At 65.8% G+C, this 19818-nt stretch carries 19 protein-coding genes; 8 read left to right on the top strand and 11 right to left on the bottom strand.

All coding sequences use genetic code 11. From position 1 onward, the window contains the following. Positions 1-52 precede the first annotated feature (52 nt). Entirely contained in the window at positions 53-727 is a 675-nt protein-coding gene (locus tag F9929_RS10920) for a DUF7002 family protein (protein ID WP_152046610.1), read from the top strand. Positions 728-883: 156 nt separating this feature from the next. Here the strand turns inward: F9929_RS10920 and F9929_RS10915 are convergent, their stop codons facing one another. The 9 genes from F9929_RS10915 to F9929_RS10880 form a co-directional block, all read right to left on the bottom strand. Further along, positions 884-2146 (bottom strand): Hsp70 family protein, encoded by a 1263-nt coding sequence (locus F9929_RS10915; protein WP_152046609.1) that lies wholly within the window; start codon positions 2144-2146, stop codon positions 884-886. A 148-nt stretch (positions 2147-2294) separates the two neighbouring features. Further along, positions 2295-2684 (bottom strand): hypothetical protein, encoded by a 390-nt coding sequence (locus tag F9929_RS24800; protein WP_328595987.1) that lies wholly within the window; start codon positions 2682-2684, stop codon positions 2295-2297. Between the two features lie 45 nt (positions 2685-2729). Then, a complete protein-coding gene (locus F9929_RS10910; RefSeq protein WP_328595986.1) occupies positions 2730-5699 on the bottom strand; it encodes a class I SAM-dependent DNA methyltransferase in 2970 nt (989 codons plus the stop codon). Positions 5700-5815: 116 nt separating this feature from the next. Then, positions 5816-6037: a DUF2283 domain-containing protein gene (locus F9929_RS10905; RefSeq protein WP_152046608.1), complete on the bottom strand. Its 222-nt coding sequence runs from the start codon at positions 6035-6037 to the stop codon at positions 5816-5818. 54 nt (positions 6038-6091) lie between these two features. Then, on the bottom strand, positions 6092-6478 hold the full coding sequence (locus F9929_RS10900) for a GIY-YIG nuclease family protein (RefSeq protein ID WP_152046607.1): 387 nt from the start codon (positions 6476-6478) through the stop codon (positions 6092-6094). A 274-nt stretch (positions 6479-6752) separates the two neighbouring features. Beyond that, positions 6753-8555 carry a translation elongation factor 4 gene (gene lepA / locus F9929_RS10895; RefSeq protein ID WP_152046606.1) on the bottom strand — a complete coding sequence of 601 codons (1803 nt, stop codon included), beginning with the start codon at positions 8553-8555 and terminating at the stop codon, positions 6753-6755. Between the two features lie 26 nt (positions 8556-8581). Then, the gene (locus F9929_RS10890) at positions 8582-9496 is read right to left on the bottom strand and encodes a CHAD domain-containing protein (RefSeq protein WP_152046605.1); all 915 of its coding nucleotides are present in this window, start codon (positions 9494-9496) and stop codon (positions 8582-8584) included. 3 nt (positions 9497-9499) lie between these two features. Next, entirely contained in the window at positions 9500-9970 is a 471-nt protein-coding gene (locus F9929_RS10885; RefSeq protein ID WP_152046604.1) for a CYTH domain-containing protein, read from the bottom strand. Between the two features lie 48 nt (positions 9971-10018). Beyond that, positions 10019-11341, bottom strand: coding sequence for an alkaline phosphatase D family protein (locus F9929_RS10880; protein WP_210251330.1), 1323 nt, complete (start codon positions 11339-11341; stop codon positions 10019-10021). A 290-nt stretch (positions 11342-11631) separates the two neighbouring features. On the opposite strand from F9929_RS10880, the gene F9929_RS10875 reads away from it, so the two are divergent. Beyond that, complete coding sequence (locus tag F9929_RS10875) at positions 11632-12207, top strand: histidine phosphatase family protein (RefSeq protein ID WP_152046603.1); 576 nt, start codon at positions 11632-11634, stop codon at positions 12205-12207. Positions 12208-12211: 4 nt separating this feature from the next. Here F9929_RS10875 and F9929_RS10870 read toward each other — a convergent pair whose 3' ends face one another. Continuing rightward, entirely contained in the window at positions 12212-13390 is a 1179-nt protein-coding gene (locus F9929_RS10870; RefSeq protein WP_152046602.1) for an NAD-dependent epimerase/dehydratase family protein, read from the bottom strand. A gap of 96 nt (positions 13391-13486) precedes the next feature. Between F9929_RS10870 and F9929_RS10865 the strand changes: the two genes are divergently transcribed. From F9929_RS10865 to F9929_RS10850, 4 genes are all read left to right on the top strand, one after another. Further along, on the top strand, positions 13487-14524 hold the full coding sequence (locus tag F9929_RS10865; protein ID WP_235919203.1) for a glycosyltransferase family 4 protein: 1038 nt from the start codon (positions 13487-13489) through the stop codon (positions 14522-14524). A 118-nt stretch (positions 14525-14642) separates the two neighbouring features. Next, positions 14643-15707: a tonB-system energizer ExbB gene (gene exbB, locus F9929_RS10860; RefSeq protein ID WP_152046601.1), complete on the top strand. Its 1065-nt coding sequence runs from the start codon at positions 14643-14645 to the stop codon at positions 15705-15707. A gap of 7 nt (positions 15708-15714) precedes the next feature. Next, positions 15715-16185, top strand: a complete 471-nt coding sequence (gene exbD, locus F9929_RS10855; protein WP_152046600.1) for a TonB system transport protein ExbD — start codon at positions 15715-15717, stop codon at positions 16183-16185. Further along, a complete protein-coding gene (locus F9929_RS10850; protein ID WP_152046599.1) occupies positions 16182-17192 on the top strand; it encodes an energy transducer TonB family protein in 1011 nt (336 codons plus the stop codon). Before exbD ends, F9929_RS10850 begins: the two co-directional genes overlap by 4 nt. Before the next feature lie 7 nt (positions 17193-17199). On the opposite strand, the gene F9929_RS10845 is transcribed toward F9929_RS10850, so the two are convergent. Then, positions 17200-17514: an antibiotic biosynthesis monooxygenase family protein gene (locus F9929_RS10845; protein ID WP_152046598.1), complete on the bottom strand. Its 315-nt coding sequence runs from the start codon at positions 17512-17514 to the stop codon at positions 17200-17202. 141 nt (positions 17515-17655) lie between these two features. Between F9929_RS10845 and F9929_RS10840 the strand changes: the two genes are divergently transcribed. Together F9929_RS10840 and F9929_RS10835 are read left to right on the top strand one after the other, a co-directional pair. Beyond that, positions 17656-19455 carry an aminopeptidase P family protein gene (locus F9929_RS10840; RefSeq protein WP_235919200.1) on the top strand — a complete coding sequence of 600 codons (1800 nt, stop codon included), beginning with the start codon at positions 17656-17658 and terminating at the stop codon, positions 19453-19455. Positions 19456-19533: 78 nt separating this feature from the next. Further along, positions 19534-19731: a hypothetical protein gene (locus F9929_RS10835; RefSeq protein ID WP_152046596.1), complete on the top strand. Its 198-nt coding sequence runs from the start codon at positions 19534-19536 to the stop codon at positions 19729-19731. Positions 19732-19818 lie beyond the last annotated feature (87 nt).

Raw genomic sequence — 19818 nt, 5'->3', positions numbered from 1 at the left:
GTCCGCGAAGCGAGATTGCACCCTTGGACGAAACCGACAGCCGGAAAGACCCATGACCGAGGCGGAACTGGACGAGCTTTTGCGCGATTGTCCGAAGCTTTTTCACATGGCGGAACGGGGAAGCTGGCCGGCGATCCGCCGCCATGGCTTGCTTTCCACCTCCGCCCTTCTCGATCTCTGCGATGTTCCGCAGCCTGAGCGCCCCGCGATCGAGGCGGCGCGCCGCCCGGCCGGCGTCGTGCTGGACGGGCCGGAGGGCGAGCGCATCGTGATCCGCGACAACAAGCCGATGAACGACGCCTCGCTCGCCCGCGTCCTTCAGGGCGGGCTGCGGCCGGAGGACTGGTATCGGACCCTCAACGCCCGAACCTTCTTCTGGCTCTCCGAGAAGCGCCTGCGCCGCCTGCTGGAGGCCGGCAGCTATCGGACCGCCCGGCACGACATCATCACCCTCGACGCCCGCGCGCTGGTGGATGCCTATCGCGAGTGCATCACGCTGTCGCCGATCAATTCGGGCGCGACGAGCCGCTTCCCGGTGGCGCGGGGGCCGGAGACCTTCCGCTCGATCACCGACTATCCTTACGCCGAATGGCGCAAGAAGCGCGCCAAGGGAGAGCGTGTCGTGGAACTCGCCGTGACGAGCGGCGTGCCGGACATCGCACGCTTCGCGCTCGCCCTCACCCGCATGGGCGCGGGCGAGCGCGACGAGCCGCTGGAGCCTGTTTGACAACTCGGCGGCGGAGGGCCGGCGAGGGATTTTTCGACATTGGCGAGGCGCCAAACGCAGTCGATGCCGGCGGCATCGGCGAGGATTGGCAACGAAGCGATGGCGGAAAAGTCCTGCCGGACCGACCCGACGATTTGTCGAGCAGGCTCCTAACTCTCACCTGAAACGGCGCGCGGCGTCGATGGCGAGGCCGAGGCCGACCGAGCCGAAAGCATCGGAGCGCGCGATTTCGGCTTTCGGGAAGCGCCCCGTCGCGGCCTTGAATACCGCTGGCACCTGCGCGCCGCCGCCCGTCAGGATTACGGTTTCGATAGCATCCGGCCCGACGCCGGCCTGCGCCAGGCCCTCGTCGATCGCGGCCTCGATTCGGGACACGAGTTCGGCGGTCGCGGCCTCGAACTCGCCCCGCGTCGCCGGCGCTTCCAGCGTCAGGTCCGGCTCGGTGAAGCGGATCACGGTCTCGTTCTCGTCCGATAGCCTGATCTTGGCGGCTTCCACCGCGCCCGCGATCCGATGGCCGGAGCGGTGCTTCAGGACATGGCCGAGATGATCGAGCTTTTTCGGCTCGGCCGCTTCGCGCTTCAGGCCGGCGACGTCCCGCAGCACCTTCGGCGTATAAAGGAAATTGACGCGGTGCCAGGTCGCGAGATCGTTGAAATACCAGACCGGCAGGCGGCGCTTGCCATCGGCGGTGGAGGAGCCGAGCCCGAGCAGCGGCTGCATCTTGGCGATGTTCAGGAGCCGGTCGAAATCCGTGCCGCCGACATGGACGCCGGTGGAGGCGAGCAGATCCTCGCTCCGGTCGAGTCGCTTGGCGCGTTCGGGCGACAGGCGCACCACCGTGAAGTCCGACGTGCCGCCGCCGATATCGACCACCAGCGCCAGCCGCTCGTTCCGGATGCCGCTCTCATAGTAGAGCGCGGCGGCGACGGGCTCGAACTGGAACTCGACCTCGCCGAAGCCCTGAGCCCGCGCGGCCGAGGCAAGCTGGTCCTGCGCGGCGCGGTCGGCGGCGTCGTCCTCGTCCACGAAGCGCACGGGTCGGCCGAACACGGCCCGGCCGATGGCGGCATCGCCGGCTTCCCGTTCGAGACGGGCGCGCAGGTTGGCGAGGAAGCGGCCGATCAGGTCCTCGAAGCTCAGGCGTTCGCGACCGACCGCCGTCGTTTCCTTCATCAGGCTGGTGCCCAGAATGCTCTTCAGCGCCCGCATGAAGCGCCCTTCCGCCCCGTCGACATATTCATGGACGGCGGCCCGGCCGAAATAGGTCTTGCCGTCCTCCAGGCTGAAGAACAGGGCGGAGGGAATGGTGCGATGCTCGTTCTCGACAGGGAGAAGGCTCGGGGTGCCGCCCGCGTCGCAAAGGCCGAGCGTCGAATTGGTGGTGCCGAAATCGAGGCCGGGGTGAAGCGTCGGCATGGAAGGGGCCTCCTTGGGCAACAACGGCACGAGCGAACGCGGCTCAAACCCCGCTGGACGATGGCTGGCGGGGCTTGGGCAGGGCCGGGTTCGAGAAAGGACGGCTCCTATAGCGAAGGGAGGGGGATGAGGAAAGGGCGGAACCGCCTCACGCGGCTTCACGTATCGTTGTCGGCACCCCGAGGATTTCGTACCGGCCGTCCGGCAGAGTGGCGATCCGGCCGAAATCCGCGAGCGTTTCGAGCGCCTTGTCGATCCGTGCCTCGATGCGTTTGCCGGAGCGCTCGAAGCGGCGGGAAAGGTCGGCGGCGCTCATCGGGTGGCTGGCAGCGCGCAGCAGCCGCTCCACGACGAGCGGTATCTCGTAGGGGTCCTTCGGGAAGGCTTCGAGATCGCGCGTGAAGGCGACCACGGTCTCGTCGAAGCCGAACTCCGTGGTGCGAGGCTTCGCGCCACGCGAGAAACGCGGCTCCTGATAGTCCGGGCGCAGCCAGCGCACACGGCCGGCGGCTTCTTCTTGCCGGCGCTCGGCGTTCAAGGCGACGAGACGGGCGAGGATGTTGTCCTCGGACAGATCGGCCGGCTAGCCATAGGCTTCCGCCGCCAGCCGGTCGATCGTGTCGTGCAGTTCCTTCAGGATCAGAACGAGCCCCCGCCGCTTGGCGTCCTCCTCGCGCTCGCTCAAGGACAAGTTGGCGCGCAGCTTTTCCAAGACGTTGTAGAGGCCGGTGAGCGTCAGGTCGGGGTGGTCGGCAAGAACGCGCTTGCAGGTGGCGTCCAGTTCCTCGCCGGCGTCGCGCAGTTGCGCTTCGAGGGGACCGGATAGGGTGGGAAAGGGGAACGGATCGAAGCACGTAGACTTCGTGTAGCGGGGTCGATCCTCGAGTAAACCACCTCGGCGCGACGCCCAAACGAGATTTATCCTACTGGATAGCGTAGCCAATCTCGCCGCGTCGTCATCCGCGACGACGACCAGCATGTTGTCGGCGAGAATCGAGGCGTCCAGAAACTGGAAGACGCGGTGCTTTGCTGTCTCCACCGTCGCGATGTAGCGGGGCAAACCTTCGAGAGCGGGACGAAGCTCGCTACGCGGCTTCCCGAACAGCCACCAGTTTTCCAAGTAGCTCAACGCATCCGTCGTCGGAGATTTGGCTGCCTGCTTCTCCCGAGGCGTTCGAACGGCCTCCAAGAGATACTGATAAACTTCGGGATAGGTGCGCCTGACACTTTCAGCCGAAAGGCCGAAAAGATCCACCGCCATGACGTTGCGTGGACGCCCCGTGAGATCGCGTCCGTTGCGATAAGGGCGGAGATGGTTTTCCAATCCTGGCCGCTGCCAGAGACCCAAATGCAACGCTTGCGAAGGCGTCACCACAAACCCGTTTCCATGCAGTTTGACACCCGGAGACGACAAACCGTCATTCGCGAGAAGGGGACGGGTCTTTGTGACATCCGTACCAATGCTCAGATTGGAGTTGATCAGACCCTCCTGTCGGACAAAGTCGATCTCCGGCTCGTCCGTGTCGAGTTTTCGTTCGCTGCTGACTTTCCAGAGAACGCCTCCGCCTCCTCCCTTCTCCGCGACGGTCATGGCGACCCGCACCGCTGCCGGGTCGCTTGTCACCTTGGTCCAAGGATGATTTGGCACGGCAAAACGCAGATGGATGGGCTCCTTCGCGTTCAAGCGGCGCTCTATCACGGAGCGCTGGAACGGTTGCGTGATGGCGTTGGTTGTAACGAACCCAAAGCGACGCAACCGCGTATCGACAGATGTCAAAAGCTCCGCTGCTCGGTCCCACCAATACATCACATAATTGGCACTCTCGTTCATCTGCGGATGCGCGCACCAGAGTGCTTCGACGTAAGAACTGCCGAGCCGGGACCTCAAATCCTTGCCACCGATGAAAGGCGGATTGCCGACGATGAACTCGGCGTCCGGCCAGTCGGGGCGGCGGGGTTTCGAAGCGCCGCCGTCCCATTCCAGAACCGCATCGAAGCCTTCGCGCTGGCCTCCGTTGATGTTCTGGAACGCCCGCAGGATCGGCTCCGACGGGTGGCCCGAGCGCGTCTTGTAGTGCTGCTGCAAATAGCCGATCCACACCACAAGCTCGGCGATGGCGGCGGCGCGCGGGTTGAGTTCGAGACCGAGGAACTGGTGCGGATCGACCGTTTCGCGGTCGAGGCCCATATTTTCGGCTTGGCCGAGTTCGGCCAGCGTTTCCAGCACCTCGCCTTCGAGCTTCTTCATCATTTCCAGCGCGACATAAAGGAAGTTGCCCGTGCCGCAGGCCGGATCGAGGACGCGCGTCCCGCAGAGCTTCAAGTGAAAGTCGCGGATGACAGCCACGGCCTTCTTCCCGTCGCCGTTTCTCGTGGCGGCCTCCGCCACCATGCGTGCCGCCTGCCAGTCGGTCTGCAGCGGCTCCATCACGGCGACGTTGACGAGGCGCTCGACATAGGAACGCGGCGTGTAATGGGCGCCGAGGCGTCGGCGCTCGGTCGGGTCGAGGGCTTGTTCGAGCAGGGTTCCGAAGATCGCCGGATCGACCATGCGCCAATCGAGCCGGGAGGCTTCCAGAAGCTCGCCGATCTCCTCGCGCTCCAACGCGAAGACCTCCGCGTTCTTGAACAGGTTGCCGTTGAAATGCCTCAGCCGCGCCCGGATCGCGACGCAATAGCGCTTCTCGTAGGCCGGCTCGTCCATGCTGCGCCAAAGGTCGGCGACGAGGGGTGCGAAGGACGCGGGGTCGGTCGTGCAGTTGGCGAGAAGGTCCGTGAACCCGCCCCTCGGCAGAAGCCCGACGCCTTCGGCGAACATGGTGAAGATGCAGCGCATCAAGAAATGCGCGACGCTTTCGGGCGGGTAATCGGCTTCGAGCCGGCGGCTGACGGCCGCCAGGCGCTGGGCGATGCCGCGCGTGACGCGCGTTGCGATGCGGCTCGGATCGAGCGAATGCGGGTCGGTCCAGACCGTGGCGAGACGCTGGCGGACCTCGTCCTTCTTGAGGTCCTCCATGTAGATGCGGAAGTTCTGCCGGTCGGGGAACTGGTGATAAGCGCGGCCGGTGCCGGTGAAATCGGCATAGAGTTCCAGGCAATGACCGACATCGCAGGCGATGATGAAAGGCGGCGCTGCGTGATCGGCGTCGAGCAGGAAGACATAAGCCTCGGCCTGCTTGCGCGCGTTCTGCATCATCACGTCCCAGCCGCGTGCGATGGAGCGCCGGCCGAGTTCCTCCGGCTCGCCGAAGAGCGGGATCGTCCCCTGCCCGCTCAGCGCCTTCGCGTGTCCCGGAAGCCGCATCTGCTTGGCTTCGAGGATGAAAGCGTTGCGTTTGTAGAGATCGATCCGCCGCGGTGCCCCGCTTCCCTCGCCGCGCGGCCTGACGGCGCGCTCGAAGACGTAATCGTTGCGCTCTCGATCAGCACCAGCCGGCTGCGGACGCTCGACGCCGATGGTGTCGCAGAGTTCCGACAGGAACATCTGATAATTCGCCCGCTCCGCCCCGCCCTCGCGCGACGTCCAACGGGCGATGAAAGTCTCGACATGCATGGAACGCCCGCATCCCGGATACAAACCTTGGGATGTGGCAACATGGCATTGTCTATCTTAGATTGTAAACGAACCTTGAGTTGCAACCTATCGTGGAGTTAGGAAGCGGAGAATGTTTACTCCGCCGCGTCCGCGCGCGGCGAACCGGGGATACGCGCGTTTTGCCATGGTCCTGGCGCCAGCGTGCGACTTGCGCCAAGAACCTCGATGCCGATCACACGCCCTTCCGCATCCACGTCGTAGATGAACGGTCCGGCTTCCTCGGTTTCCACGATCTGCCCTTGGCCGATCCGGAAGTAGACGGCATCGACGCTCGGATCATAGGTCATGTCGATCATATCTTGCGCCTCGCATTCCGATCGAAAGTCGCAGTAAAGACCATACTACCATCGCTATACATTGGTAGGATACTCTTCCAGCGCTTCGCCGGGATCGGCAGTCAGGTCAGGAATGGAGACGGTCGTTCTAGCCATCTCGCAGCCGCCACCCGCCACCTGTCTGTTTCGTGCCAAGGCCGGAAGCGCCTCGTAGTCGAGCGCAATCAGCGCTTCCTTCTTCGCCCGCAACCAACCTTTGATCTGGCGCTCCCGTGCAATGGCATCGAGCATACGGTCGTAGGTTTCGGTGAAGACCAAAGTGACCGGACGGCGCGGCTTGGTGAAGCCCTCGTAGATGCCCTCGTTATGCTCCCAGAGACGAGCTTCGATCGGCTGCTTCGTCAGACCGGTATAATACGAGCCATCCGCACAACGCAGAATGTAGACGGTGGCTTCGAACACGGTGCGTTCCCTCGCCCTTCGACAGGCTTAGGGTGAGGGAAAGCCAGATGTCGTGCAAGAATGAATGAGGAGCCAGGAGCCAGGAGCCAGGAGCCAGGAGCCAGGAGCCAGGAGCCAGGAGCCAGGTATTCGCAACCGTCTCAACAGCCCCTCATGCTGAGCTTGTCGAAGCACGAGGGGCGCTTGGCACCCACACGATTCATGGAGCTTTTCCCTCGTGGTTCGACAAGCTCAGCATGAGGGAAAAGGGTATGCGCGTCGGACGGATGCAGCCCTATTCCATCTTCAACGCGGCGATGAACGCTTCCTGCGGGATTTCCACTTTGCCGAACTGGCGCATGCGCTTCTTGCCTTCCTTCTGCTTTTCCAGAAGCTTGCGCTTGCGGGTGGCGTCGCCGCCGTAGCACTTGGCCGTCACGTCCTTGCGCAGCGCCGAGATGGTCTCGCGCGCGATCACCTTGCCGCCGATCGCCGCCTGGATCGGGATCTTGAAGAGGTGGTTGGGAATCAGCTCCTTCAGCTTCTCGCACATCTGGCGGCCGCGCCGCTCGGCCTGCGCGCGGTGCACCAGCATCGACAGGGCGTCCACCGGCTCGGCGTTGACGAGGATCTGCATCTTCACGAGATCCCCCTCGCGGTAGTCGTCGAGATGATAGTCGAAGGAGGCGTAGCCCTTCGAGATCGACTTCAACCGGTCGTAGAAGTCGAACACCACCTCGTTCAACGGCAGCTCGTAGGCCACCATGGCGCGTTTGCCGACATAGGATAGGTCCGTCTGGACGCCGCGCCGCTCCTGGCAGAGCTGGAGGATGTTGCCGAGATAATCGTCCGGGGTGAGGATCGTCGCCTTGATCCAGGGCTCCTCGATATGGTCGATGCGAACCACGTCCGGCATGTCGGCCGGGTTGTGCAAGTCGATCGCGGTGCCGTCGGTCAGGTGGATCTTGTAGACGACGCTCGGCGCCGTCGCGATGAGGTCGAGATCGAACTCGCGGCTCAGGCGCTCCTGAATGATCTCCAAGTGCAGGAGCCCGAGGAAGCCGCAGCGGAAGCCGAAGCCGAGCGCGGCCGACGATTCCATCTCGAAGGAAAAGCTCGCGTCGTTCAAGCGAAGTCGCCCCATCGCGGCGCGAAGATCGTCGAAATCGGCGGCGTCGACGGGGAAAAGGCCGCAGAACACCACCGGCTGCGCCGGCTTGAAGCCCGGCAGCATTTCGGCGGTCGGGCGCTTGTCCTCGGTGATCGTGTCGCCGACGCGGGTATCGGCCACTTCCTTGATGGAGGCGGTAATGAAGCCGAGTTCGCCGGGCCCGAGCGAATCCATGTTGACCATCTTCGGGGTGAAGACGCCGACCCGGTCCACCGGATACTTGGCGTCCGTGCCCATCATGCGGATGGTCTGACCCTTCTTCAATTCGCCGTCGATGACGCGAACGAGCACGACGACGCCGAGATAGGCATCGTACCAGGAATCCACGAGCATGGCCTTCAACGGGGCCTTGATGTCGCCCTGCGCCGGGGCAGGCAGGCGCGTGACGATGGCTTCCAGCACCTCGTCGATGCCGATGCCGGCTTTGGCCGAAATCATCACGGCGTTGGACGCGTCGATGCCGATCACTTCCTCGATCTGCTCCTTCACCCGGTCCGGCTCGGCGGCGGGAAGGTCGATCTTGTTGAGGACGGGAACGATCTCGAGTTCGTTGTCGATCGCGAGATAGACATTGGCGAGCGTCTGCGCCTCCACGCCTTGCGCGGCGTCCACCACGAGAAGCGCGCCCTCGCAGGCCGAAAGCGAGCGCGAGACCTCATAGGCGAAGTCGACGTGGCCGGGCGTGTCGATGAGGTTGATGACGTAATCCTGGCCGTCCTTCGCCTTGTATTGGAGGCGCACGGTCTGGGCCTTGATGGTGATCCCGCGCTCGCGCTCGATCTCCATGTTGTCGAGCACCTGCTCCTTCATGTCGCGCTCTTCCAGCCCTCCCGTCATCTGGATCAAGCGGTCGGCGAGCGTGGACTTCCCGTGGTCGATATGGGCCACGATGGAGAAGTTGCGGATGTTCGAAAGCGGGGTCGTCATAGGCCCCGCTCTTATAGCAATTTAACTCAAACGGAAGGGGCTGAGGGCTGGCGGGCCGCTTGCCTCCAGAGAGCGGCAAGGTTGCGCCTTGCCGCGCGAGGCCGCGCCGCGAAAAGACGCCGGGCGGTCAGGAGCGAGCGGGCGCGAAGCTCGGCGGAATGCTCGGTGATGAGACCGACCGCCGTTTGGCGCTGATCTTGCGAACCGAAAGCCTCCGGCTCGGCCTCGATCTCGGCCAGAAGCACGGCATAGTCATGGTCGCGCCCGAGATCGTCGGACACCCGCTCGGCCTGTTTTTCGAGAGGCTCGAAGACTTCCGGCCAAAGGCCCCCGAGAAGCCGCAAATGGTTCATGTGATACTTGGCGCGCTTGCGAAGCTCGTGGAAATCGTGGGGGTCGCCTGATTTGGCGGCGACCTTCAGGGCGCGGCGGGCTCGCGCATAATTGTCGGCATAGCCGCGCGACACGATCTTCTTCGCCGACTTCTTGAAGGCGACGGCATCGACCCGCGCTTCGCTCTTCTCCAAAGCCTCGATGGTTCGAGCGATCGCCGCATCGAGATCGCCTTCTTGCGCCAGCGCCGCGTCGCGGCGCTTTTCCAGCGTTTCGCGCACCGAGCGAAGCGGGGAGGACTCGCCGCCGACCGCTTCTCCCAGATCGTGCGCGGCCTCGATCAGGGCGGTGCGGTCGCGCACGGTGGACAGGGCGCGGGCGAGATCGCGCAGCCGGGCGTTTTCCTTGGCGTAGAGCGCCTCGTCGCCAGCCCGCACCAGCCGCAGAAGGGCGCGCAGCTTCTTCGCGCGCTTTCGAACGTCGTGGATCGCTTCGTGCCGGTCCTCGGCCGGCTCGCGCAGTTCCTGCACCGCCTTGTCGAGCTGCTCGTCGGAAATGCGCTTCACCTCCTCGTCGAGCGGGCGGGCGGGGTCGATCGAGAAACTCATTCGTCAGGACTCCTTCGGCAGGCCATGAAGAGCCAGCGACAGGTTGGAATAGGCCGGATCGTCGGTCAGTTCGCGGCCGAACCAGGCAGGGGCGTGGAAACGATCCTCCTCGCCTTCCAGTTCGATCTCGGCAAAAACGAGGGGCGCCAGCGCGCTGGAAAAAACGTCCACCTCGATCATATGGTCACCGAGGGGGATGCGGAAGCGGCGCTTCTCGATCACGGTGCCGATATGGGCCGCTTCCAGTTCGGCGGCATCGGTCAGCGGAATCTCGTATTCGTATTCGCCGCGCGACAGACCGATGCCGGTCTTCATCGTCAAAAAAGCCTTGGCGCCGTCCACGATGCGCAGGCGCACCGAAAACCCGTCGCGGCGGGCAAGGTAGAACTGCCGAAAAGCCTCGCCCTCGTCGCTGATTAGAGCGCGCCATGCCTCGTCCGTCACGAGGAACTTGCGTTCGATCTCTTTTCCCATGACGTTTCGATGACAGATGCCATTGTCACAAAAAAGGGGTCGTGGCTCTCAAATCGCGAGGCTCTTCGTGCGCCCGCTTTTTTCCAGCTCCCATTCGGCCGTCCAGCGCCCGCCTTGCCGATCGAGCACGAGATAGTTTCGCTCGGCCGTGTAGGTCGCGCTTTTTCCAGGGAGCGGTCGCATGCGGATCGGGCATCCCGGCACGGGGGACTCGCCGAAGCGCGCGAGAAGGCCGAGCCCGCCGGCATAAAGCGACGAGGGCTCGGGATGGGTGATGCCGGAGGCGACGAGCTGATGCAACTCGCCCGCCCCGCCGCGAAAGGACATGGTGCCCCGTGTCGCGAGGTGGATCTCGCCGGACAGGACCGTGACCGCCGCGCCGCGCGTTTGCGCCACGCGCTCCAAGCTTTCCAGAAGGCGCACCCATTCCAGCCGGTGGGCGTAGGATTGCCATTGGTCGCGCAGGTCGTCCTCGTAGTCCTGCGCTTTCGGCATCTTGTTCAGAAGCCGCTCCACCACCGATAGCCGAGGCCCGAGAACCGGCACGGTGGACACGAGGACCACCCGGTCGCCTTCGCCGACGTCTTCCAGAAGCCGATCGAAGGCCCGCCAGCCCTCCGGCCCCATGACACGCGTCAGGCTGCGTTCGCTGCGAAGGTCCGGCACGAGAATGGACAGGCCCGGAAAGCGGGCGCCGAAGGTGAAGCCGGCCTCGCTCGGGCTTGGTGCAAGCGGCATCGGCTCGTCCGCGCCGAGCCCGAGCTGGAACAGCTTGAACATCTCGCGCGCGACCTCGAACAAGCCGATGCCGACGGGGCTTTCCTGAATGGCCGCCGGATGGCTGCCCCAGCCGTCCATGATGTCGTGGTCGTCCCACATCATCATCGAGGGCACGCGCGCCACGATCTCGGCCATGGCGGGTTCGGCCGCGAGCCGAAGATAGCGCTCGGCATACCAGCGCCGTGCCGCCAAGCGCATTTCGGGCGTGAAGGCGATGCCGGGGCGCTTGCGGTTCGGCGCCTTCTTCCAGCGCGCCGTTTCTGGATGGCTCCGCATCGCCTCGTCGGCGTAGAGCTGGTCGCCGCCCTGCACGAGAAGCGAAAAGGGCCGCTCCCCGTGCTCGGTCAGGAGCCGTCGCCACATGCGGTTGCGAACCTCCAGCGGGCGATCCGCGTCGCCTTCCTCCTGCCCGTTGCACGACACGAAGGCGAGCCGCATGTCGCCGGAAAGATCGGCGCAAACGGGATAGGTCCGGCCGCCGAGTTCGTAACTCGCACCCTTTCGGGCGGGAAGCGCGAAGTCGTAGGCATGGGCGCTCCAGCCGAAGATCTCCGCGATGGGCCGCCCCGCGATCTCTTGCGCCCCCGCCACCAGCTTCGGCGCTTGCCTCCATGAGGGCGCGAGGAAAAGGGCCGTCAGACGGAACTCTCGATGATCCCCTCCCCTGGCGAAAAGGATCGGGCCGATCGACGGCGGCAGACCGTCCCCGAAGGGAGCGGGGGTGGGATGGGAGGATTCCGGCAAGACGATCAGAACTCGATGGGGTGTCGGAAGCCACGAGATAGTGAGCCGGGTGCCAAGCTTCGATAGGCACTGTGAAGGAAAGGCATTCGCCCTTCAGTTGAGCAGCGCTCAGCCATCCGTGTTAGAAGCCTTGGCCCATGGCTCGGCTCGTCTTCATCACCCATCCCGAAGTCGTCGTGGACCCCCGGCAACCGGTCCCGCGCTGGCACCTTTCGGAGATCGGCATCGCGCGGATGCGCGCCTTTGCCCATTGCGATGCGGCGCGCGGGATCGGCCGAATCGTCGCCAGCACGGAAACCAAGGCGATCGAAGCGGCGGGGATTTTGGCCGGCGCCTTCGGGCTGTCGGTGGAGGTGGACGAAGGCCTCGGCGAGAACGACCGCAGCGCCACGGGCTTCCTGCCCCCGCCGGAATTCGAGGCCACGGCCGACGCCTTCTTCGCGCAGCCGGAGCGCAGCGTCAGGGGTTGGGAGCGGGCGGTGGATGCGCAGGCACGGGTGGTCGCCGCAATGAAGCGCGCCATCGCCTCCCATACCGCCGGCGATCTGGCGCTCGTCGCCCATGGCGGCGTCGGCACGCTGCTTTATTGCCATCTTGCCGGGCTCGGCATCTCGCGCCGACACGACCAGTCGTCTCAAGGAAACTACTTCACGGCGGAGATCGAGACCCGCCGCGTGATCCATGGCTGGCGCGAGATCGCGCCCCGCGAGTGATGCTCTATTCAGCCGCGAGCGGGCGCACCCACTGGCTCTGCGACACGATCTTGGATCGGTCGCAGCGGTCGGCATAACGCCGGGCGATCTCCACCACTTCCGTCATCAGCCCGTCCGACAGCCGCGTGGGCTTCAAGCCGAGCTTCAAAAGCGTGTCGTTGGCGACCACGAGATCGTTCTCGGCCGCTTCTTTGCGCGGGTTGAGCTGGTGCTCCACCGGAACGCCGGTCATGCCGGAAATCATCGCCGCGAGATCGCGCACGCGGTGCGTTTCGGTCATCTGGTTGATGATCCGCACCCGGTCGCCGCGTTTGGGCGGCGTTTGCGCGGCTTTGGCGATGCACTGCACCGTGTCGCGGATATGGATGAAGGCGCGCGTCTGCCCGCCCGAGCCGTGAACCGTCAGCGGATGGCCGATGGCCGCCTGACACAGGAAGCGGTTCAGCACCGTGCCGTAGTCGCCGTCGTAGTCGAAGCGGTTGACGAGGCGTTCGTCCAGATCGGTTTCGGGCGTCGTCGTGCCCCAGACGATTCCCTGATGGAGATCGGTGATCTTCAGCCCGTCGTTCTTGGCGTAGTAATAGAAGAGGAGCTGATCCACCGTCTTGGTCATGTGGTAGATCGAGCCGGGATCGGCCGGATAAAGAATCTCGACATCCGCCGACACGCCGCCGGAGCGCAGGGTGGCGTCGATGTAACCCTCGGGGATCGTCATTCCCTTGGTCTTACCGTAGCCGTAGACGCCCATCGTGCCGAGATGCACGAGATGCGCGTCGGGCGCGGCCTCCACCATGGCGCAAAGCACCGCGTTGGTGGCGTTGACGTTGTTGTCTACCGTGTAGCGCTTGTGGCGCGGCGACTTCATGGAATAGGGCGCGGCGCGTTGTTCGGCGAAATGGACGATCGCGTCCGGCCGCGCTTCGCGAAACAGTTCCTCCAGCGCGTCGTAGTCTTCCGCCACGTCGAGTTGGACGAAGTCGATCGGCGAGTTGCGCGTTTCGCGCCATGCGGCGAGCCGCTCCTCGATCGGGCGGATCGGGGTGAGGCTCGACGCGCCGAGTTCCTCGTCGGTGCGCCGGCGAACCAGATTGTCCACGATGGTCACGTGGTGACCGTTGGCGGAAAGATGAAGCGAGGTCGGCCAGCCGCAGAATCCGTCGCCGCCCAGAACAATGATTCTCATGACAGTGGAACTATCGTCTCCTGGGAGCCCGTATGCAGGACCCGGTTCACTCACCTAACATTGCCATGTAGAACGGAAAACCTGGACTCGGAAGGCGTGGCGGCGTTTTTGGTGATGCGCATCCTGATTGCAACGGACGCCTGGAAGCCGCAGATCAACGGAGTCGTGCGGGTTTTCGAGACCACGGCCCACAACCTGCGGGACGCCGGGCACGTGGTGGAGATCATCGGCCCGGATCGCTTTCCCTTCACCCTGCCGGCCCCGAGCTATCCGGAAGTGCGGCTCGCCCTGCCGAGTGCCAAACGGCTGGGGCGGATGATCGAGGATTTCGCGCCGGACGCGATCCACGTGCCGGTGGAAGGCCCCATAGGCCTCGCCACCCGCCGCTGGTGCGCCAAGCGCGGCATCCCTTTCACGACTTCCTTCCACACCCGGTTCGGCGATTATTTCGAAGCAAGGCTTGGGCTCGACCGTCGCCATTTCTATCGGATGCAGCGCTGGTTCCACGATGCGGGTGCCGGCTTCATGGTGCAGACCGACAGCTTGGAACGCCAGCTCGGGCAATACGGCTTCCGCCGCATCCGCCGCTGGGGCCGCGCGGTGGATACGAGCGCCTTCCGCCCCTGGCGCGATGATCCGGATTTCGATCCCGACTTCCTGAAGCTTCCCCGCCCGATCTTCGCCTATGTCGGGCGCGTGGCGAAGGAAAAGAACCTCGAAGCCTTCTTCCGGTTGAACCTGCCAGGCACCAAGCTCGTGGTCGGCGACGGCCCGTCGCTCGCCGATTATCGGAAGGCATGGCCCGCGGTGCATTTCACCGGCTACCGCCACGGCGAGGATCTCGCACGGCATTTCTCGGCGGCCGATGTCTTCGTGCTGCCGTCGCGTTTCGAGACCTTCGGGCTCGTGGTGCTGGAAGCGCTCGCCTGCGGCACGCCGGTCGCGGCTTTTCCGGTACCCGGCCCGATGGACATCGTCGGGTCGCACCCGGAAGTCGGCGTTCTGTCGGAAGATCTGGCAAGCGCCGCCCTGGCCGCGCTCGACCTCGACCGGGCGGCGTGCCGGGCATTCGCGGAAGGCTTCTCATGGGCGGAATGCAGCCGGCAATTCGCGCAAAACCTCGTGCCCATATGATAATCGGGAACAAAATCGGTGAATGAACGTCTCGAAACTTGAGTTTTTAAATCATCTATGAACAAGGAACGGCGCTCGCCGGCATTTTCGGCACAGCACGATTCCGAAGGAGACAGCCATGCCGATTCCCTGCCGCAGGACATCAGCGGAAGGTTTGAACGGCAGAACCGCCAAACGGCTCGGCCGGGTCGCGGCGGCGTTCGTTCTCCTCGCTGCAACGGCGCTTCCCGTTCACGCACAGGATGCAGCGCAGACCGCACCGACGCTCGCGCCTGCCCAGACGAGCCCGGCCGTTCCTGTTGAAACCCCGCCGTCCGAAGCGCCAGCCCCGACCGGCGCAAGCCCGGCAGCACCCGCGCCGAGCCCGGCGACACCCCCCGCCCCGGTGACGTCCGAACCCGCCGAAGCACCGAGCGCCGCGCCGGCCGCAAGCCCGGACAGCCCCCCGCCGACCGTCGTCGGCGGCGCGAGCCTGCCGCACGACCTGTCCCCCTGGGGCATGTTCATGGCCGCCGACATCGTGGTGAAGTCGGTGATGACGGCGCTCGCCGTCGCCGCCGTCGCGACCTGGGTGATCTGGCTCGCCAAAACGCTGGAACTCGTCGGCGCGCGCGCCCGCATCCGGCGCGGGCTGTCCGCCCTGGAACAAGCGGAAGGCCTCAACGATCTGGAAGGTGAAATGGAGCGCCGCTTCAAGCGGGGCCCCGTTGCAGCCCTCGTTCGCAGCGCGATCCAGGAAAAGAAGCGCTCCGCCGACCTCGCACCGGACGGCATCAAGGAGCGCGTCGCCATCTCCATCGGCCGGATCGAAGCGCGCGCCGGGCGCAACATGGCGCGCGGCACGGGCATTCTCGCCACCATCGGCTCCATCTCGCCCTTTGTCGGCCTGTTCGGCACGGTCTGGGGCATCATGAATTCCTTTATCGGCATCAGCCAGTCGAACACCACCAACCTCGCGGTGGTCGCGCCCGGCATCGCCGAAGCGCTGCTGGCCACCGCCATCGGCCTCGTGGCGGCCATTCCCGCCGTCGTCTTCTACAACGTCTTCTCGCGCGCCATCGGCGGCTACCGCACGGTTCTGTCCGACGCTTCGGCCGAGGTGATGCGCCATCTGTCACGCGATCTCGACCGCGAGCGCCGCGCCGGCATCCCGCCGCGCCGCCGTCTCGAAGCGGCGGAGTGACGGGCCCATGGCCTTCAGCGTCAAGGACAGCCACTCGGATCACGAGGGCGAACTCGCCGACATCAACGTCACGCCGTTCATCGACGTGGTGCTGGTGCTTCTCATCATCTTCATGGTCGCCGCGCCGCTTTCCACGGTGGACGTGCCGGTGGACCTGCCGGCCTCCAACGCGCAGCCGAAACCCCGCACCGACGAGCCGGTGCTCCTGACCGTCAGGCAAGACCTCGGCCTCGTGCTCGGCAACGATCCCGTGGACCGCGCCGCGCTTGGGGCCACGCTCGACGGGCGCACCGGGGCCAACCGCGACGAGCGCATCTTCCTGCGCGCCGACAAGGGCGTTTCCTATGGCGACCTCATGGAGGTGATGAACGCCATGAGAAGCGCGGGCTATCTGAAGATCGCGCTGGTGGGCCTCGAATCGGTGTCGCCGGCCGGCGCGCCGCCCCCCGCCGCGCCCCTCACGCCCGCCGCCCCATGACGCTCGCGCTGGAAGCCCCTCACCGCATCGCGGGCGAAAGCCTCGGGGCGGCTGCCGCCCGCTGGGGTTTTTCGAGCGTCGTGGTGGCGCTCGCCTTTTCCGGCGCGCTCTGGTTCGCATCGAACCTGCCGGCTCCCGAAGGCGCGCTCGGCGATCTCAACGATGCGGTGATGATCGATCTGGAGCCGATGGAGGCCATCGAGGAAGCGCCGCCGCCCGCGCCCGAGCCGACCCCGGAGCCCCCAGTGGAACAGCCCGTCGCGGAAACGCCGCCTCCGCCGCCCGAGCCCGCCGTCGCGCCGGAGCCCGAGCCGACACCGCCGCCGCCTGAGCCGGTGGCCGAACCGCCGCCGCCCGAGCCGGTACCGCCACCGCCGGAACCCGTGGCGGAACCTCCCCCGCCTCCGCCGGAGCCCGTGGTGGAGCCGCCGCCGCCCGAGCCCCCGCCGCCGGAGCCTTTGCCCGAACCGATCCCGGAGCCGACGCCGCCCCCGCCCGAGCCCGTGCCGGAACTGCCGCAGAACGACGCGGCGGAAGCCGTCCTGAACGCGCCGGTGCCGGCCCCGAAGCCCGTTCCCCCGCGCCCGCGCGTGGAGCGCAAGGAGCCACCGCGCCCAAAGGAAACGCGCCGGGCCGAGCGCCGCGAACAGCCGAAGCCCCAGCCGCAGCGGCAGGCGTCCACCGCGCCGGCCTCAAGCGCGCCGGCGGCCCGCAACACGGCATCGGCCCCGCGCGCCACGCAGGCGACATGGGCGCGGCAGGTGATCTCGCGCATCCGTGCGCAAGCGCCTCGCACCGCCGGTTCCGCCGGACTGACCGCGCGCGTTTCCTTCTCCATCGATCGGAGCGGGCGCATCATTTCGGCCAGCGTCGCCAGTTCGTCCGGCGATAGCGCCTTCGACCGCGAGGCCGTCGCCTTGGTGCGCCGGGCAAGCCCGGTGCCTGCGCCGCCCGAAGGCGTGGGGAGCCGTGTGACCCCCCTCACCGTTCCGGTGCGCTCGCGCTGAGGAACCCTCAGGCTTCGATGGTCTGGATGACCTCGAAGCCCTCGAACTCGGGATGGCCGAGATAAAGCGGGCGGGTGCCGCCCGCCTTCGCGTGGCTGGCGCGGAAGGCTTCGGAGCGCGTCCAGTCCTCGAAGGCCTCGCGGCTCGCCCAGACCGTGTGGGACGAGTAGAGCCGGTGATCCTCGCGCTCCGGGCCTTTGAGCATGTGGAACTCCACGAAGCCCGGCAGCCCGCGCAGGTTCGAGGTGCGGGTGCTCCAAAGCTCTTCGAATTCCTCCGCCGCATCCTTGATGACCTTGAAGCGGTTCATGGCGATGAACATCGGGGCTCTCCTGTTTTGGCAAGCGCTATGTGCCGCGTTCGGGCGTCCTCGCCAAGACGTTTCGCCGCCCGCGGGCTTGGCCTCCGGCGACCCGCATGGCACATGGCACCGGCAAGCGAAGGCTGGCGAAGGATGCGAGCGATGAACGAGACCGAGCAGCACGAACGCCTCCAGGCCCTGCGCGCCGAGATGAAACGCGAGAACCTCGCCGCCCTTCTGGTTCCGCGCGCCGACGAGTTCCAGGGCGAATATGTCGCCGCTTCGTCCGAGCGCCTCGCCCATGTCAGCGGCTTCAAGGGCTCGGCCGGCTTTGCCGCGATCGGCCGCGAGAAGGCGGCGCTTTTCGTGGATGGGCGTTACACGATCCAGGTGCGCGGGGAAGCGCTGCCCGCCTTCTGGGAGTACCGTCACCTCCTCGACGAGCCGCTGGAAGGCTGGACCAAGGCCAATCTCCAACCCGGCGACCGGATCGGCTTCGATCCCAACCTCCATACCCCTCCGCAGATCCGACAGATCGAAACGGCGCTCGCCGGCCAGAAGCTCGTTCTCGTGCCGACGGGCCGCAACCTCGTGGATGCCGTCTGGACGAACCGCCCGGCCGAGCCGAAGGCGCCCGTCGCCCTTTACCCGGAAGAGTTCGCCGGGAGCAGTGCAAAGGAAAAACTGAAGCGCGTGGCGCGCGAGCTGCAGGAAAAGCGCCTCGACGCTCTTGTGATCTCCGCGCCCGACAATCTCGCCTGGGTCTTCAACATCCGGGGCGGTGACGTCGCCATGCTGCCCGTCGCATTCGGCTACGCGATCCTGATGGCGGACGGCACCGGCAGCCTGTTCATGGCCCCCGACAAGCTGAAGGGGGAAGCACGCGACGCGATTCTGGCGATCGGCGGCATCGACATCCACGATGCGCCGGACCTTCCCAAAGCGCTGGCGGGCCTTGGGCCCAAGCGCGTGCGCATCGACCGCGCGACCGGCTCGATTGCCATCGCGAAAGCCTTGGAAGCGGCCGGCGCGAGCGTCGATGCCGGACCGGACCCGATATCCCTGATGAAGGCGGTGAAGTCGCCGACCGAATTGAACGGGATGCGTGCCGCCCACAAGCGCGACGCCCTCGCCGTGACGCGCTTCCTCCACTGGTTCGAGAACACGCCGCCCGAAAGCCTCACCGAATGGACGGCCGCCGAGAAGCTGGAAGAGTTCCGCCGGGTCGGCAATCTTTACCGGGACCTCAGCTTTTCCACGATCTCCGCCTTCGGCGGCAACGCCGCGCAGGCCCATTACCATGCGAGCGAGAACTCGGCCGCGCAGCTCCAGGCCGACGGCATCTATCTCGTGGATTCCGGCGCGCAGTATCTCGACGGCACCACCGACATCACCCGCGTCACCGTGACGGGGAAGGCGACGGACGAGATGCGTCGCCGTTATACGCAAGTTCTGAAAGGCCATATCGCGGTGTCGCGCGCGCGCTTTCCGGCCGGCGTCACGGGGGCCCAGATCGACACGCTCGCGCGCCAGTTCCTGTGGGCGTCCGGCACGGATTTCGACCACGGCACCGGCCACGGCGTCGGCTGTTATCTGTCCGTCCACGAGGGACCGCAGAGCATCTCCAAGCGCGGCACGGAAACCGCGTTGGAAGCCGGCATGGTGGTGTCGAACGAGCCCGGCTACTACAAGGAAGGCGCGTTCGGCATCCGCATCGAGAACCTTCTGATCGTCCGCGAACTCGATCCGCAGCCGCCGGGCGCCGAGCGCCGGACGCTCGGTTTCGAAACGCTGACCTTCGTGCCCTATGAGCGCCGGCTGATCGACCCCTCGCTTCTGGATGCCGGCGAGCGCGCCTTCGTGGACGAGTATCACGCGCAGGTGCGCGACATGCTGGAAGGCGAACTGGACGACGGGGCGCGCGGCTATCTCCACCGCGCCACCGCGCCCCTCACCGCCTGAAAAGTCGCATTAAGACGGCTAAACTTGTCGCACCGCCGGGCACTGGCATCGCCCGGCGGATGGGGTAGGATCGCCCCCATGATTTCGAACGACCGCTTCCATGAGGAAGAGACCATCGTCCTTCACATCGACGCCGAGGGCGACGATCTGGCCGAACTCGTGAACGGCGCGGTGAAGGCGCTCAGCATCGGCAACCCGCTCGACACGGACGCTGAGGCCCGCCGCGCGGTGGACAGTCTGAAGCACCAGCTCGAATCGACGGAGGCGGCCGAATAGCCGGACAGGCTTTCGATCGGTAGCCGCCTGCCGCATCTTTCCCGATAAAGGTGCCGAACCGCCGCTGGACCGTCCCGAAACCGCATC

It is taken from the genome of Aureimonas psammosilenae, assembly GCF_009176975.1.
In the GTDB taxonomy this organism is placed as follows: Bacteria; Pseudomonadota; Alphaproteobacteria; order Rhizobiales; family Rhizobiaceae; genus Plantimonas; species Plantimonas psammosilenae.
This window is presented reverse-complemented; position numbering and strand designations above follow the sequence as displayed.